This is a genomic window from Paenibacillus sp. J22R3 (assembly GCF_056269305.1).
The window spans coordinates 414489-430619 of record NZ_JBWDNS010000003.1 but is presented as its reverse complement, the minus strand read 5'-3'; the positions used below and the strand labels follow the sequence as shown (position 1 = coordinate 430619).

The window sequence follows — 16131 nt, the reverse complement described above, 5'->3', positions numbered from 1 at the left end:
TCCAAGTGGGAATGAATTTGTTATTTTATAGCTTAGCAAGCGCATTCTTACCAAAGCTAAACAGATTGGATGGGATAAAGTGAAAGTTAGTGCAGAAGAATTAGCATCCGGTAAATTGTTGCCCTCGACAATCGAGCTGGCTGTACAGTTGATTCAAGTAAATGGTTACGTCTTGATTGAAGAAGTGCTGCCACGGACACAGATAGATCAATTGAACAACAGAATCGGTGACTACCTCGAAGGGTTCATGGAGAAGAACGGATTCAGCCTCGAAGAAGGCTTCCATGATGGGACGAACCATATCGGCATGTATTTGCCGTTTGAGCAGCCATTCTGCGATGAGTCGCTTATTGCGCACCCTTTTGTAACGGATATTGTGGATCAAATTCTAGGCTCCGATTGCGAGCTTACTTATTTTGCTTCGAACACGTCGATGCCTAAAGGCACGAAGTCCCAAGACGTTCATGCTGACATGGGCGCTAGATTCGGCAGCCGCTTTGGCGTGAACGTACCCATTACCAATCTTGTCGTGAATTACCCGCTCGTAGACGTCAATGATGAGAACGGCCCGATGGAAGTATGGCCCGGCGGTACGCATCTGCATCCGGATAACTGGTACAGCTCGAAAGTGTTGAACAAACCTGAGCTTGCTCCGCATATGCTTTCCTTCAAGGCTCACATGCCTGCCGGCTCCATCATGATTCGTGACGACCGCATGTGGCACCGCGGTACGCCGAACCGTTCGGACAAGCCAAGACCAAACATTGCTTTGATCTACTCGTCTACTGCAACTGCTCCTTACCAAGGCGGTCTTCAAATCCCGCAAGAGACGTACGATCAGTTCTCGGATCGCGCGAAGCAGCTCGTTCGCAAGCAGAAAATCGGTTCTGAAGTCATCAACCCGTACTAATAGCAGCTTCAAGCCGAGACAGTATCTAGAAGCACCTGACCATGTGGTCGGGTGCTTTTTTTGCGTGCTGTTCGTCAGGATTGCTTGATGAACGTGTTGAGCAGTTTCCGAATGTTGCATAGAATGCAACATTTCACGGTGAAAGTAGGTTGATATCGCAGATTGTTGCATAGAATGCAAAATTTTACAGTATAGGAGCAGAAAATGGGCCAATTACGGGGATGATGTTGCATAAAATGCAACATTTGCCTTCAAGCTGGTACGAATGTAAGTAGAATGTTGCACAATATGCAACATTCTACTTAAAGGCAGGAAAAGGGGAGGAGCAGGTAGCTCTCTGTCGGACTGGAAAAGGGGAGGAGCAGGTAGCTCTCTGTCAGACCGGAAGAGAGGACAGGCCTAGATAGCTCCTACAATCGGACAAGGAGAAAGGTGTGGAGGAGGCGGATACTAGCGTGAGCGACCCAGCCTGTCCTACACGCCATCCGCGAACAATCGATATTTGAGCGGTGTTACACCGGTCAATTTCTTGAAATCTCGGATGTACACGTTCACGTTCTCGAAGCCGACCTCATAAGCGACTTCGGAGACGGAGGACATCGACTTCTTCAGCAGATGCTTCGACCGGTCTATACGCAGCCGCATCAGGTACTCCTGTGTCGAGGTGCCGGTCATTCGTTTGAAGAGGCGGGAGAAGTAGCTCTCGTTGAAGCCCGCATGTCTCGCGACCTCGGCTACGCTGAAATCGCCTCGGCTCAGCTGCTCCTCCATGAAACGGATCGCAGACTCAATCACCTGCTGGTGATATTCCGTCTTCCGGGCGCCTTCGCCGCGATTGCGATTCAAGGACAGCTCCGTCAGGATTCTCATAATAAGCACCGGAATCGCAAGATCGCTCTGATGATCGCCGGCCTCGACGTACCGCATGATTTTGTCAAAACAGCTATTAAACTCCGAAGAATGCTGCAGCGTGATCGGGGTCAAGCCGCTCGGGTTGATCGTATCGTAGAAGGCAGGCACGCCGCTGCCCTTGATATGTAAAAACCGATATTTCCATACGCCGGAATCGCCGGTTTGATAATGATGATGGCCGAAACAGTTGATTAAGGCGACTTTGCCACGGTCCAGCACAACCTTTTTGCCTTCATAGGTTAGGATGCCGCTGCCTTCATCGGTGAAGATGATTTGGTAGTTTTTCTGTTTCTCCCGTTCGGTGTAGAACTTCTCGGCGAAATGAACATGCCCCACCGTACACAGCTGATACGGCAGCTTGCGCGAGACAGCGAGCGGTGTGAAGGGAAGGATAACAGGCTCCTCGATATTGTCAAAATAATACGACGTTCGCATACCGCAGCTCCCCGTCCTTCTCTAAAGTCAAATAGCGTAGATAACAGGTAAAGAATCGTCACTGACAGCGGTGTTGAAAGCGCTACAATTAGATTATACACACAGAAAGCCGCGCAGCAATCGAGGAATTGCTGTAAAGGTAAGGAGGAGTACGTTTGGCGGTCAATAGAACGGCGCGGAACCCGTTACGTCGTAAACTGCAAGCAAACCAGCCAACAACAGGTGTATGGATAACGCTTGAAAGTCCGTCCATCACCGAGGCGGCAATCATGATGGGCACGGACTGGATATGCGTGGACATGGAGCATGGACATTTGGACTTGAAGGAAGTCATGGAGCATGTGAGAACGGTCCGAGGTTCGGACACAGCAGTGCTTGTTCGGGTACCGAGTATCGAGCAGGGTATCGTGAAGAGGGTACTCGATCTTGGCGCACATGGCGTGCTGCTTCCGCTTGTTCGAAGTCGAGAGGATATGGAGGAAGGCATGAGCTACGGCCGTTATCCAACAGAGGGAGTGCGAGGCATCGGAGGCGAACGGTCCGTCAAATGGGGAATGGGGATGCAGGATTACTTGAAGGATGCGAACGAGGAAACGCTCATCATCCCGCTGATCGAAACGAAGGATGCAGTGGACGACATCGAGCAGATTTTGCAGGTTCCGGGGCTTGAAGCCATCTTCTTCGGACCTGCGGATTTGTCGGCATCCTACGGATACTTAGGGGATTGGGAAGGACCCGGCATAGCTGAGGTCATTCTGAATGTGCGAACCGCTGCAGCCAAGCTGGGCATCGCTTCAGGCATCATGAGCATGAACGCGGAGGATGCGAAGCTCAGGCAGGAGCAAGGCTTCAACATGGTGGGGCTTGGCTCCGACATCGGCCTCATGATCCGATCCATGGAAAGCGCGATGCGCGCAGTCGGGCGAGACCCGAAGCCCCATCTGTGGTTCTAATGCGAAATCGAAACGAATGGAGAAGGAGCCAAGGTTGAAATGGAGCGAAAATGGAACGTTTGTATGGTGGGCATGGGCTACTGGTCCGATGTTCATTTTCAAGCATGGGGCTCATTAAGCAATGTTCGCATTGCGGCAATCGCAGATCGCAATCCGCCGAAGCTGGCGAGGAAAGCTCTGATGTACCGATTATCTCAAGATCAGCTCTACGCGTCCTTGCACGAAGCCGTCCGGCATCCGGGTATCGATATTGTCGACGTTATCACACGCCCCAACACGCATCTGGAGATGGTGGAGATAGCGGCTCGCGCCGGCAAGCATGTGTTATGCCAGAAGCCTTTTGCCCCTACGCTCGAGGAATGCCGCAGGATGGTTGCCATCTGCCGAGAGAACGGAGTTCGGCTCATGGTAGCCGAAGGCTGGCGCTGGCAGGGCCATTATCTTGCGATGAAGCGCGTGCTGGAGAGCGGCGTTCTTGGTGAGGTGTCGTATGCCAAAATCAGCGCAAAATGGTTCTTCACTCCGCGCTTCGACGATCCCGCTCAGATGACGCAGCCCTACTTCCGCGATATGGAGCGTCTGCTGCTATATGAGATGGGGCCGCATTACATCGACAGCTACAGGTCGTTGTTCGGAGAGCCTGATGGTATTACCGCCGTCACGAAGAGGGTCAGCCCCCATATTAAAGGCGATGATCTGGCGATTGTCATCTTCCATCATGCGGCAATGACCGGCATGCTGGAAGCTTCATGGGCTTCGCGGGAATTTCGGGACGGGAGCTATACGCTGCCGGGCGGCGAGAATTTGATGGAGTACGTGGTGATCGAGGGGAGCGAGGCAACGCTTCGCTTGAACGCAGACGGCGAAATGCTCTTGCTTCGAACGGATGGCACTGTGGAACAGATCCCGCGTCCGCAGGAAGCTTTTCAAGAGTCGCATAATCGGCTGCATCAGCATTTTATCGAAGGCATTGAGAGCGGATTGCCGTTTGTTACCTCGGGTGAGGAATATTTGAAGACGATGGAGATTATCGAGGCTGCTTACCAAATCGGAAAGAAGGTCGAGCGCATTGGCTAAAACGAAGTATATGTTCTTCTACGAGTGCAAGCGCGGGATGGAAGAGGAGTACATCCGGCGTCATGAAGCTGTCTGGCCCGAGGTTATCGCCGCCCTGCGAGAGGCAGGCTTCAGCAATTTCATTACCTTTATGAAGGAAAACAGGCTGTATGCGACGATCGAATCCGAAGATGCTTTTGCTCCGGCATGGGCGCGGTTTCAAGCTAATCCGGACACCGCGAGATGGGAAGCGTACATGTCGGATGTGCTGGTGACAGATGTGACGACAGGCGGCATGGAAGTGCTGGATCGCATCGTATTCCAAATGGAGTAGGAAGGAGGCGACGCGAGGTGGCGACCTTTCAGCTCGGACTCACGCGTGATTTCTTGAACAGCCGAGGAGAGCCGGCCTTCGGACTTGAAGGTACACAGCGAATTTCTCGGATCAAGCATATTGAGCAGTCTTACTTCGACGAGCACCTGAACTCGGTGACTGTCGAGCAATTGCAGCACTACGATGGTGTAATCAGCTTGACGCCTCGTTACACGGCGGATGCACTGACTGCCGCCGCAGATCGCTTGATCGTCATTGCGCGTTATGGCGTCGGCTATGACATGGTGGATGTGCAAGCTTGCACGGAGGCTGACATCGCAGTCACGATTACACCTCAAGGCATTCGCAAGCCGGTGGCGTATGCCATCATGACGCATATGCTGGCGCTTGCTCATCGACTCCCCGTGAAGAGCAGGCTGATCGCGGAGAAACGATGGCAGGATCGAATTGATTATCCGGGCTACCGCATTACCGGCCAGACCCTTGGCTCCGTCGGACTCGGCAACATAGCGAAGGAATTGTTCCGTATGACGCGAGGGTTCGAGATGAAGATGATCGCTTACGACCCCTATGCTGATCCGGCAGTGGCTGCCTCGTATGGCGTGGAGCTTGTTGACCTGCAGACCTTATGCGAACGTTCGGATTATCTGACGATCAACTGTTTCTTATCTAAGGAGACGTTCCGCCTCATTTCATACGATCAGCTGCGGGCTATGAAACGATCTGCTTTCCTGATCAATACGGCGCGTGGCGGTATCGTGGATGAGCAAGCAATGGTGAGAGCGTTGCAAGAAGGCTGGATTGGCGGCGCCGGGCTGGATGTATTCGAGGAAGAACCGTTTATCAGCGACTCGCCGCTCCTTCATATGGACAATGTGATTGTTACGCCGCACAGTCTGTGTTGGACGGAGGAGATGGTTGAAGGATTATGGGCGGATACCACAAATGCCATTATGGATGCTGCAAGCGGCACAGCGCCTGTCAATGTTGTGAACAGAGAAGTGCTTGCGCGCCCTGGTTTCATAAGGAAGCTGGAACGATTCTCCACATTTGAGCGAGGATGAAAGGAGCTGTGTGTGCAGTGGCTATTCCGATTCGCCAACATCCGAGGAACAGCCGCGTGTTCGAGTTTCGCGGCAAACCGCTGGTTCTCGTATGCGCAACAGAGCATTACGGCGCGGTCATCAACCGCCCGTTCGACTTCGCCAAATATCTGGCAGATGCTCATGAGAAGCAGCAGACACTCACGAGGTTATTCATGCTGTTTCGTGAGCAGCAAAGTCACTGCAATCCCTATTCCACCTGCAAGCCGGAATCGCCGGATTATATCGCCCCTTATCCTCGAGTGGGGCCGGAGAAAGCGTTAGATTGGCAGCCAAAGTATGATTTGGATGCCTGGAATCCGGAGTTCTTTGATCGCCTTCACCGTTTTCTATCACTCGCATCCGATTATGGCATTATCGTAGAGGTTGTGCTGCTGAGCAATACTTATGGGGACAGCGTCTGGAATCTCAATCCGCTTAACGCCGCGAACAATATCAGCGACGTGGAGTCCATTCCGTGGACCGATTACAATACGATGCGCGCACCGAAGCTGTTTCAGCGCCAGCTCGCACATGTTCGGAAGATCGTAGAGGAAACGAACCGCTACGATAATATTTTCTACGAAATCTGCAATGAGCCAGGCGGAAGTTTCTCGGGAAGCAGCGAGCATCCGCCGCCAACGTCGCAAGAGGTCAATGCGTGGCAGTTGGCGATTGCCGAGGTGATCCGCGAGACGGAAGCTCTTTTGCCGAACAAACATATGATCGCAGGGCAAGAAGCGTTCATCTATGAGCCTTGGGAGCAATCGTCGGACTTGTCGTTTGGTGATTTCGGCATCGATATCGTCAATATGCATCCGCTGCCGAACACGACCTACGGGGGACGCGGCTACCATATGGGTGAGTTCATGTCGAAGCAGCTTCGGCTGCGCGAGGTACGGGACTTTTGTTTGGCTACGCGGAACGAGAGCAAGCCGCTTAATCTCGATGAAGATAACGTTGCCAGCCAGTATAAGGATCCGGACGGTTGGACGATTCATCGCAAGCGCGCGTGGGCGACACTCATGAGCGGCTGCCATTATGACTATATCGATTTTTCCATTATCAATTACGTTGAAGCCGGAACGCCTTCTTCTCAGCGGCATATTCGGATTTGGATGAAGCATTTGTCTGCATATGTACATTCTATCGATCTTGCAGACGCGCGACCGTTGCCGGACTTTGTTCTTGGGGAGCCGAAACATTCGGTTACATGTACGCTCGGGATTCCGGGCGAAGAGTACAACATCTACGTGGCAGACGAGAGAGAGCTGACAGATGACGGTGCAGGCTCACCGCTTGTATCGGAGGAGCTGATTGTTGATTTACCGGATGGCAGTTATCGTATTCGCTGCTTCGATCCGGCAACAGGCCAGTATTCTCCATCTGTGCGCATAAGCGGCGGGGCAGGAACCGTTATTCGGCTGCCGGATTTCCAGTATGATTTGACGATTCGCATCAACAGGCAGCAGTGATCGAGCGGTAATTCAATTGATGAAGGGATTGATCGAGGTAATGGCGAGCAGCATCATGCAAAATCAAGTGACGGAATGGGAGTATCGCTCTGGTACGGCATATCCGGATCCTTTTAACGATATCGGCATGCAAGTTGTTATTACCTCTCCGAACGGCAGGGAACGTGCGGTGCCGGGGTTCTGGGGCGGAGGGCAGACGTGGAAGTTTCGCTATTCCTCTGATCAAGTCGGTGTGCATCGGTATCGTACGATTTGCTCGGACAGTACTAATGTCAGTCTGCACGGGCAAGAGGGAACAATTGAGGTTACGGCCTATACGGGCGATAATCCGCTGTATCTGCATGGCAGTCCGCGGGCTGCTGCAAGTCGCAGCTATCTGGCGCATGCCGATGGCAAGCCGTTCTTCTGGCTCGGCGATACGTGGTGGATGTCCTTGACGGATCGGCTGAAGTGGCCGGAGGATGTCAAATGGCTGTCACAGGATCGTGTAGAGAAAGGCTTCACCGTCATACAAGTCGTTGCCGGACTCTATCCGGACATGGGACCATTCGATCCACGCGGCAGCAATGAAGGCGGGCAGGCTTGGGAGGAAGGTTTTGCTCGCATCAATCCGGCGTTCTTCGACGCTGCCGATCCGAAGATTGAGTGGATGGTGGAATCCGGACTGCTTCCGTGTATTGTGGCATGCTGGGGGTATTATTTTGATTTTGCCGGACGTGATGTGATCAAGAAGCAGTGGGAGTATTTGATCGCCCGATATGGTGCTTATCCGGTTGCTTGGTGCCTCTGCGGTGAGGCCGATATGCCGTATTATCAGTGGGATGCGTTCAAGAATCCGGATCAGAAACAGCTCTACGTGGAGCGGCTGCGCAAGGAATGGACTGCTATGGCGGCTTATGTCAAAGAGACCGATCCTTTTGGCAGATTGCTCACAATCCACCCTACGCAATACGGGCACAACATGGTGGAGGATGCTGCTGTTCTGGATTTGGATATGCTGCAAACCGGGCATGGCGCCTATATCTCGCTTGAGCCGACGGTCCGTATGATTCAGGAGTCGGTTGCCAGGGAGCCGCGTACGCCAGTTATCAATTCCGAGGTATGCTACGAGGGCATCGGCGGAACAAGCTATCAAGATATTCAGCGTTTCACGTTCTGGACGTGCATGCTCGGCGGAGCATGCGGTCATACCTATGGCGCGAATGGAATATGGCAGGTGAATGCGGAGGATAAACCTTACGGCGCGTCCCCGCATGGGGTGGCATGGGGGCATATGTTCTGGCGAGAAGCGGCTCAGCTGCCGGGCTCACGGCAAGTCGGACTGGGGAGGAAGCTGCTCGAGCGGTACGCGTGGTGGTCCTTCGAGCCGCAGCCGCAGTGGCTGAATGCGGTGGCAGAGGACGTGCCTGTGACGGCGAGGCCTTATGCGGCGGGCATTCCTGGGCAGGTTCGCGTCATCTATGCACCGTTCCTGCTCGCTTTCAGCGGTGTTGAAGTGCTCGGCATCGAGCAGGATGTGACTTATCGCGCGTTCATGTTCGATCCGGCCACAGGCGACGAACATGATTTCGGGCCGACGATTGTCCCAGATGCGGACGGCAAATGGAGCACCGGCGCGTTTAAAATCTTCCAAGACTGGGTGCTGGTCTTGGAGCGAATCTAGCTGTTGAAGGCTGCGCCTGTTATCTGATTCGATCGATGAAGGGGGGCAGCCTTTTGTTCGTTTGTCGGCCGAAGAGCGGTACGAGGTGCCGCACATTGGCGTGGAAAGGTAGGTTTGGAGGAAAGAGAGATACTGAGTACCGTTCATTGAGGTGGAATGGTGGGTTTGGGCTGAAGAGAGGTGCTGCGTACCGCACATTGGCGTGTGCTGGGTACCGCTCATGAACGGAACAGTAGCTAACCTAGGCTTTAATTGGGCGAAACTCGTAGGAGCAAATAAACGCCGCAGATGGTCGATAGACAAGTAACTCACTGGTGGGGATACATCGCACCAAAATTCGGAATAGCAAACAACCCTCACTGATGCTTAATAGAAAGTAGCTGATCTAGAGGTCTATATTGGCGGAAATACGGGGAAATGGGAGAAAGTAGCTGATCTAGAGGTCTATATTGGCAGGAATACGCGGAAATGGGAGTAGCTGATCTAGAGTTCTACATTGGCGGGAATAACGGGGAATGGTAGAAAGTAGCTGACCTAGAGGTCTATATTGGCGGGAATACGCGGAAATGGGAGAAAGTAGCTGACCTAGAGTTCTACATTGGCAGGAATACGGGGAAATGGGAGAAAGTAGCTGATCTAGAGGTCTACATTGGCGGGAATACGGGGAAATGAGAGAAAGTAGCTGACCTAGAGGTCTACTTAGGCGGGAAAACGGGTAAATGGGAGAAAGTAGCTGATCTAGAGGTCTACATTGGCGGGAGCTCGGATATAGCGGCAACTGATGCTGCTCATGAGTCAGCGCGAGGCTGCTGGGAGTCGGGAATCCGACTCATAGCAACAATGTTCTTACCCAGTCAAGTCCGCGCCGGCCTTCGCCACTCGCTTGGAGACACGCCGAATTGTTTCTTAAAGGTCCGGCTGAAGTAATGAATGCTCTGGAAACCGCATGCCTGTGAGACATGCTGCACGGTCATATCCGAATGCAGCAGATACTGGGAAGCGGCCGCAAGGCGGAGCTCGTTTAAGTAACTGAACGGTGTCTTTCCGGTATGCTGCCGGAATAGGCGCACGAGATACGAGGGATTGTAGTGGGTATAATCGGCGATTGTCTGCAGCGAAATCGATTGTGGGAATACCGATTCCAAGAAACGCAGCACCTCTGTGACGAGCACCTCACCCGAGGAGTAGCTGGAAGACTGCGGCGTCAATACCGTGATATTAGGGATGAACACAAGCAGTTTGCGCAGATCGGATAAGAGCGCTTCTTGAAAAATAGCCGGGGCAAGCGAGGTTTCCGCCATCATCAGCATCCGGACTGCCTCAAAAGCAGCACGCAGCGCCGGATAAGGCGCACTGCTCCAACTGATGTCCGATTGCATGCTGTTCCAGCGATAAATCAGATCAACACTTGGCAGCGCAGCGGCATCCTCTTCATGAAATTCAACAAACCAATAACATAGTCGATGCGACCGCTGAACCAGCTGATGTGGCGTATTCGGCAAAATAACAAATAAGGCAGTTCCGTCAGCATGATACGTCATCCCCGACCATTCCAAATCAGCCTCACCCTCTGTAATGCAGAGAAGCTCACCATACGGATGAACGCCTCCTGCGCGGCTGCCTACACCGCCTTCAACTTCAGCTAAGCCATGTTTTCGAATCCTCACCATATGCCCCCGCTCTCAACATGTCAATGATGTGCAAATCATATCATGCACCACAATGCCCGTAAACGGTTGAATTGCATCGCATTACCCTCACCATCACTATAGAGTGCAAAGACATCCTGCTTGTAAGCGCTTATCCTAAGAAGTAGCAGGACCAGCCAAATAGGGCTAGTCCATAAGGAGATGACGCACATGAAAGCGATCCAGATTACAGGTGTTGACCAGTATGAATCCATTGAAGTGCCGGTTCCCGAAATCAAGGATGATCAACTGCTAGTTCGCATCCATCTTGTAGCAACCTGTCCTCGCTGGGATTTGCATATGATGGGCGGCAAGGATATGTTCATTCAGAATCGCCAGCCGGATTATCCCTTGCCCCCGGGCTTCCCTGGCCATGAAGCGGTAGGTGTGGTGGAAGCAGTCGGCGCGAGCGTACAGGGCTTCGTTCCCGGTGATCGCGTAGTGGCGCTGGAGCATGTATCACCTGGCTTTGGCGCGTATGCAGAATACATGGCTTACCGGGAGAACGACCTGTTGAAGCTTCCGGACAACATCTCGGATAAGCGCGCCGTTTCGTCGGAGCTGCTCAAATGCGTCATGTATGGATTAGATCAGTTTGATGATATGCAAGGCAAGACGATGTTAGTTGCAGGACTTGGTCCGGCAGGTATTCTGGCGATGCAGCTCGCTTCACATTGGGGAGCAAAGGTGACGGCGATCGATGTGAATAGAGAGCGCGTTGATTTCGTAAATGGGCTGTCCCTGAACGGCGAAGCAGTACATGCGGATGATCTCGGAGATCGTAGATTCGATCTTGGATACGATTGCGTAGGCTATGCAGCATCGGTGCAAAACGTGCTTGATCGTACCGACGAACATGTGATCATCTTCGGCGTGCTGAAGGGCAATATTACGTACCCAGAATCGTATTGGTTCAAAGGAACAAAGCTGGAATCTTACCGCTATCACCCCGTTACGAAGCGGGACCGACACTTGCTGCTGGATGCACTTAGTAATCCGGCCTTCAACACGGAATGTCTGCAAACTGTGGAGCTCTCTTTCAGGGAGTACAAACGCGGCGTTGAGCTTCTTAAAACGCAGCAAGCAATCAAGATTTGCTTCAACCTGCAGGAGGGTTTTTAATATGAAAGCACTGGCAGTCGTATTCGAAACAAAAGAAGTGGTGAGCGTTCGGACCGTAGAAGTGCCTGAACCTACTGATCGTGATGTCGTCATTGAGCTCGAATATTCCTGGATCAGCATCGGAACCGAATCGTCTTTCTTCCGTGGGGAGCGTATTTCTGGCGAGGTTCCATACACGGATGGGGGGCCATGGCCTTTCCCGCATGTACCCGGTTATCAGAAGGTAGGGCGTGTTATTTCAACCGGAGCAGCGGTGACACATGTAAAAGCGGGGGATCGCGTATTCGCATCTGTCAGTAAAGTAGACGGTATGTACTTTGATTTTGGCGGTCATATCAATCCGGCCGTTACAGACGGCTCCCAAGTATGGAAGCTATCGGAGGAGGGGCCGGAGCCACTAGCCTACTCGGGCACGGTGCTTACGCAGGTCGGCTATAACTGCGGCATGCGGCCGCCAGTTTCGGAGGGAGACATTGCGGTTGTAATCGGCGACGGGCTCGTTGGCCAATGGGCGGCACAGACGCTGGCTCATCGCGGTGCGCAGGTTTATCTGCTCGGACATCGGGAGGAGAGGCTGAAGCTTGCCGTTGCTGGAGGCTATGCCACTCCGATCAATGGCCATATCAGCGATCCCGCGCAAGTGCTGGAGAGTGAGAACAAGCAGCTCGCCATTGTGATTGACACGGTGGGCAGCCTCGATACCTTCCGCAAGCTGCAGCCGCATATGAAACACGACAGCCACCTCGTTTCGGCAGGCTACCTAGGCGAAGCGGGGATGATCGATATCCAGAAGCTTCGCGAGCAGGAGATCACGCTGTATACCCCATCCGGCTGGTCGGCAGATCGAATGGCAGCTACGATAGCGGCCATTCGAGAAGGTTGGCTGACGACTGAACAGCTGATCACACATCGGTTTCCTGCAGAAGATGCTGCCGAAGCTTGGGAGCTGATTACTGCCCCGAAAAGCCCATGCCTAGGGGTCATTTTGGACTGGCGGCAGGTATAAAATGTCCTTCAAGGGCTATCTCAAAAGTGTGCACGGCAACTTTTGAGATGGCTCTTATTTATGTTTAACCGGTGGGGAAGAGCGTGCTGGCGAGAATACCAGGGAAGTAGCATCAAGAGAGGTACCGGGTACCTCACATTGGTGGGAGAATGGGCAAAGTAGCATCAAGAGAGGTAGCAGGTACCGCACATTGGCGGGAAACCGGCAAATTAGCTGCAAGAGAAGTAGCAGGTACCGCGCAGCAATTAGTCGGCGAATTTAGCAAATGTGTAGTCCCCAGGGCAACACATCAGCAGTTAGTCGGCGAAACTAGCAAATGAGTAGCTCTCAGAGCAACACATCAGCGACAAGCCACCGAATCTAGCAAATGTGTAGCTCCCAATGCAACACATCAGCGGCGAATTAACGTACAAGCAGCCGGTCGTTCCCCGTGTTTGTCCCCTAATTTTGCTCTTGCAAACGCTGTCATTTTGACCTATACTGAGTCCATAATCAACCCGAAACGTTTCGATAGAGGATGTGCAAGTTGTGACCACCATTAAAGACCTGGCTAAAGCAACCGGATTGTCGGTTACGACTGTATCAAGAGCGCTTAACGGATACAGCGACGTCAATGAGGAAACGCGCAAGAAAATTAAGCAGGCTGCCGAAGAAATGAATTATCGACCAAGCGCTGCTGCCAGAAGTCTGGTGATGAAGAAATCAAGAACGATCGGCGTCATCATCTCGGATATTAACCGGGAAGGCGTCAAGGATGCGCTCGCCTACGAGATCTTGTGCGGCATTAATGACCGCTCGACGATGCTCGATTACGATATTCTGCTATTCAGCACGAGCTCGAAGAAGCAGCTGAAGAAATCCTATTCGGATCTGTGCAGGGAGCGCGGCGTGGATGGTGCAATTGTGTTCGGCTTACGGGTGAATGATCCGTACCTGGAGGAAATTGTGAGCAAAGCCGATTACCCGTGTGTGCTGATCGACATTCCGGTCGAGAGCAAGAACGCAGGCCATGTTACAACGGACAATGTGTACGGGGCAACGCTTGCGGTCAATCATCTGCTTGAGCTAGGGCATCGTAAGATCGCGATGATCAACGGCCATAACGAAGCGGCAGTCAGCATCAGAAGGCTGCAGGGCTACAAGCAAGCATTGGAGAAAGCCGGAATCCCTTACGATCCGGAACTCGTCTTCGACGGCAACTTCTCAGAAGACGGCGGCTGCGAGGCGATGTATCGCATCCTGCTCAATCATCCCGACGTAACGGCGGTGTTCTCGGCGAGTGACTTGATGGTACTCGGCGCGCTCCGCGCAATGGAGAAGCTGAAGCGGCAAGTCCCGCAAACGTTGTCCATCGTCGGCTATGACGACATCCCGGTAGCTGCCTACTGCTCGCCGAAGCTGACAACTATCCGTCAAGATAAATACGAGATGGGTTACCAGGCAGCGCAGCTCGTCATCGATATGATGGAGAACCGCCAAATGGACCGCAAAATCGTATTGCAAAATGAATTAATTATCCGCGAGAGCACGAGAGCGATACCTTAGGAAGCTAGTAGTAGGGAGCGAATTGAGGAGAGCAGCAGCGCTCTTTTTCAGATGGGCATCCGAAACGTTTCGGAAAACCGAAAATAAGTTTAATTCCAATCGATCTTGGAGGTGAACGACGAGTATGAACACAAAGAAAAGATGGTGGACCCGGTCCAGACGTGAAGCGCTCGACGGTTACGTGTTTATGAGTCCTGCGATACTCGGCTTGTTATTCTTCATGCTGGGACCAATCGCGGCATCTGCCTACTTCAGCTTTACGGACTACGATATTCTGAGCACGCCTAGATGGGTCGGACTGGACAATTATATCGAATTGTTCAAGGACTCCTTGTTCTGGCAATCGCTTAAGGTAACGATGATCTACTCCGTCGTGAGCGTACCACTGGGACTGGTCGTTTCCTTGGCGCTGGCACTGCTGCTTAACAAGAACATTAAGGGTATCTTCTTCTTCCGAACGATTTTCTACTTGCCTGCGGTCATGTCGGGTGTTGCGGTTGCCTTGCTGTGGAAGTGGATTTTCAATCCGGATTTCGGGTTAATCAACTGGGCCATCAGCTTAATCGGTTTCGAGGGACCGAAATGGTTCATCGATGAACAGTGGGCACTGCCGCCGATCATTATTATGGGACTATGGGGCGTTGGCGGAAGCATGCTGGTCTATCTGGCCGGCCTGCAAGGCATTCCAACGGATCTCTATGAGGCTGCGGAGATTGACGGAGCGAACAAACGGAAGCAATTCCGGCATATTACGCTGCCTATGCTCTCACCTGTTATTTTCTTCAATTTGATTACCGGCATTATCGGAGCGCTTCAAGTATTTACGGAAGGCTTCATCATGACGGCAGGCGGGCCGAACAACGCTACGTTGTTCAGCGTGCTGTACTTATATCGTAATGCTTTTGACTATTTGCAAATGGGTTATGCGTCCGCGCTGGCCTGGGTGCTCTTCCTCATCATTCTGGCGTTCACGTTAATCATCTTCAAATCATCGCCGATGTGGGTCTTCTACGAAGGGAACAGGAGGTCGGGAAAATAATGAACACGATCACACAAACAGATGCGCCTGTCCGTAGAAAGCTCTCTCGCAGTCAGTCAGAGCTCATGTCCAAACTATTCAGCTATCTGCTGCTCTGCATCGGCTCCATCATTATTCTGATTCCATTCGCGTGGATGCTGTCTACTTCATTGAAGCTCAAAGCGGACGTCTACATCTTCCCGCCGCAGTGGATCCCGCAGCCGATGCAATGGCATAACTACGTGGAAGCTTTTACAACCTTTCCGTTTGGCTTATATACGAAGAACTCGCTCTTCATTGTCGTATTCGTCATGATCGGAACGCTGTTCTCTTGCTCCTTCGCCGCGTATGGCTTCTCGCGGCTGAATGCGCCCGGACGCAACTTCATCTTCCTCGTGCTGCTGGCGACGATGATGCTGCCGAGCGCCGTAACGATGGTGCCGATTTATCTGTTCTTCAACAAGCTGGGCTGGGTGGATACCTTCCTGCCGCTCATCATTCCTGCATGGTTTGGAAGCGCCTTCTTCATCTTCATGATGCGGCAGTTCTTCATGGGTATCCCCTACGAGCTCGAGGATTCGGCGCGAATCGATGGATGCAACACGTATGGCATATGGGCGCGGATCATGGTTCCGCTCAGCAAGCCGGTGCTTGTTACGGTAGGCGTGTTCACGTTCATGGGGACTTGGAATGATTTTATGGGGCCGCTCATTTATTTGACGGATGAGAATAAGCGTACATTGGCGCTGGGTCTGTCCTACTTCCAAGGCTCTGCAAGAAGCGCACCTGATCTTCATCTCCTGATGGCTGCATCGCTTTATGCGATCGCTCCATGTGTCATTCTGTACTTCCTTTGCCAGAAGATTTTCGTCAAGGGCATGGTATTTACCGGCGTTAAAGGTTGACAACCATAACGTAAAACAGAGAAAAGA

Annotated in this window: 15 protein-coding genes; 13 read left to right on the top strand and 2 right to left on the bottom strand. The window is 52.4% G+C overall.

Annotated elements, in window-relative coordinates; translation table 11 throughout:
- Positions 1-79 precede the first annotated feature (79 nt).
- Complete coding sequence (locus tag AC0YN4_RS16770) at positions 80-910, top strand: phytanoyl-CoA dioxygenase family protein (RefSeq protein WP_475782229.1); 831 nt, start codon at positions 80-82, stop codon at positions 908-910.
- A 474-nt stretch (positions 911-1384) separates the two neighbouring features.
- Here the strand turns inward: AC0YN4_RS16770 and AC0YN4_RS16765 are convergent, their stop codons facing one another.
- Positions 1385-2257 (bottom strand): helix-turn-helix domain-containing protein, encoded by an 873-nt coding sequence (locus AC0YN4_RS16765; protein ID WP_475782228.1) that lies wholly within the window; start codon positions 2255-2257, stop codon positions 1385-1387.
- A gap of 155 nt (positions 2258-2412) precedes the next feature.
- Between AC0YN4_RS16765 and AC0YN4_RS16760 the strand changes: the two genes are divergently transcribed.
- Genes AC0YN4_RS16760 through AC0YN4_RS16735 form a run of 6 tightly spaced genes read left to right on the top strand, consistent with a single transcriptional unit; the run spans position 2413 to position 8820 of the window.
- On the top strand, positions 2413-3210 hold the full coding sequence (locus AC0YN4_RS16760) for an HpcH/HpaI aldolase family protein (protein ID WP_475782227.1): 798 nt from the start codon (positions 2413-2415) through the stop codon (positions 3208-3210).
- Positions 3211-3249: 39 nt separating this feature from the next.
- Positions 3250-4287: a Gfo/Idh/MocA family protein gene (locus tag AC0YN4_RS16755; RefSeq protein ID WP_475782226.1), complete on the top strand. Its 1038-nt coding sequence runs from the start codon at positions 3250-3252 to the stop codon at positions 4285-4287.
- Positions 4280-4600 (top strand): L-rhamnose mutarotase, encoded by a 321-nt coding sequence (locus AC0YN4_RS16750; RefSeq protein ID WP_475782225.1) that lies wholly within the window; start codon positions 4280-4282, stop codon positions 4598-4600. Before AC0YN4_RS16755 ends, AC0YN4_RS16750 begins: the two co-directional genes overlap by 8 nt.
- 17 nt (positions 4601-4617) lie before the next feature.
- Positions 4618-5664, top strand: a complete 1047-nt coding sequence (locus tag AC0YN4_RS16745; protein WP_475782224.1) for an NAD(P)-dependent oxidoreductase — start codon at positions 4618-4620, stop codon at positions 5662-5664.
- On the top strand, positions 5661-7157 hold the full coding sequence (locus AC0YN4_RS16740; protein ID WP_475836219.1) for a cellulase family glycosylhydrolase: 1497 nt from the start codon (positions 5661-5663) through the stop codon (positions 7155-7157). The genes AC0YN4_RS16745 and AC0YN4_RS16740 overlap by 4 nt, the downstream gene beginning before the upstream one ends.
- A gap of 55 nt (positions 7158-7212) precedes the next feature.
- Positions 7213-8820 (top strand): glycoside hydrolase family 140 protein, encoded by a 1608-nt coding sequence (locus tag AC0YN4_RS16735; RefSeq protein ID WP_475836218.1) that lies wholly within the window; start codon positions 7213-7215, stop codon positions 8818-8820.
- A gap of 854 nt (positions 8821-9674) precedes the next feature.
- On the opposite strand, the gene AC0YN4_RS16730 is transcribed toward AC0YN4_RS16735, so the two are convergent.
- Complete coding sequence (locus AC0YN4_RS16730) at positions 9675-10487, bottom strand: helix-turn-helix transcriptional regulator (RefSeq protein ID WP_475836217.1); 813 nt, start codon at positions 10485-10487, stop codon at positions 9675-9677.
- Positions 10488-10679: 192 nt separating this feature from the next.
- On the opposite strand from AC0YN4_RS16730, the gene AC0YN4_RS16725 reads away from it, so the two are divergent.
- The 6 genes from AC0YN4_RS16725 to AC0YN4_RS16700 all read left to right on the top strand — a co-directional run bounded on the left by AC0YN4_RS16725 (position 10680) and on the right by AC0YN4_RS16700 (position 16104).
- The gene (locus tag AC0YN4_RS16725; protein WP_475836216.1) at positions 10680-11630 is read left to right on the top strand and encodes a zinc-dependent alcohol dehydrogenase; all 951 of its coding nucleotides are present in this window, start codon (positions 10680-10682) and stop codon (positions 11628-11630) included.
- A 1-nt stretch (position 11631) separates the two neighbouring features.
- On the top strand, positions 11632-12636 hold the full coding sequence (locus tag AC0YN4_RS16720) for a zinc-binding dehydrogenase (protein WP_475836215.1): 1005 nt from the start codon (positions 11632-11634) through the stop codon (positions 12634-12636).
- Between the two features lie 149 nt (positions 12637-12785).
- Complete coding sequence (locus AC0YN4_RS16715) at positions 12786-12956, top strand: hypothetical protein (protein WP_475836214.1); 171 nt, start codon at positions 12786-12788, stop codon at positions 12954-12956.
- 208 nt (positions 12957-13164) lie between these two features.
- Complete coding sequence (locus tag AC0YN4_RS16710) at positions 13165-14181, top strand: LacI family DNA-binding transcriptional regulator (RefSeq protein ID WP_475836213.1); 1017 nt, start codon at positions 13165-13167, stop codon at positions 14179-14181.
- A 124-nt stretch (positions 14182-14305) separates the two neighbouring features.
- Complete coding sequence (locus AC0YN4_RS16705) at positions 14306-15220, top strand: carbohydrate ABC transporter permease (protein WP_090986906.1); 915 nt, start codon at positions 14306-14308, stop codon at positions 15218-15220.
- Entirely contained in the window at positions 15220-16104 is an 885-nt protein-coding gene (locus AC0YN4_RS16700; protein WP_090986908.1) for a carbohydrate ABC transporter permease, read from the top strand. The genes AC0YN4_RS16705 and AC0YN4_RS16700 overlap by 1 nt, the downstream gene beginning before the upstream one ends.
- Positions 16105-16131 lie beyond the last annotated feature (27 nt).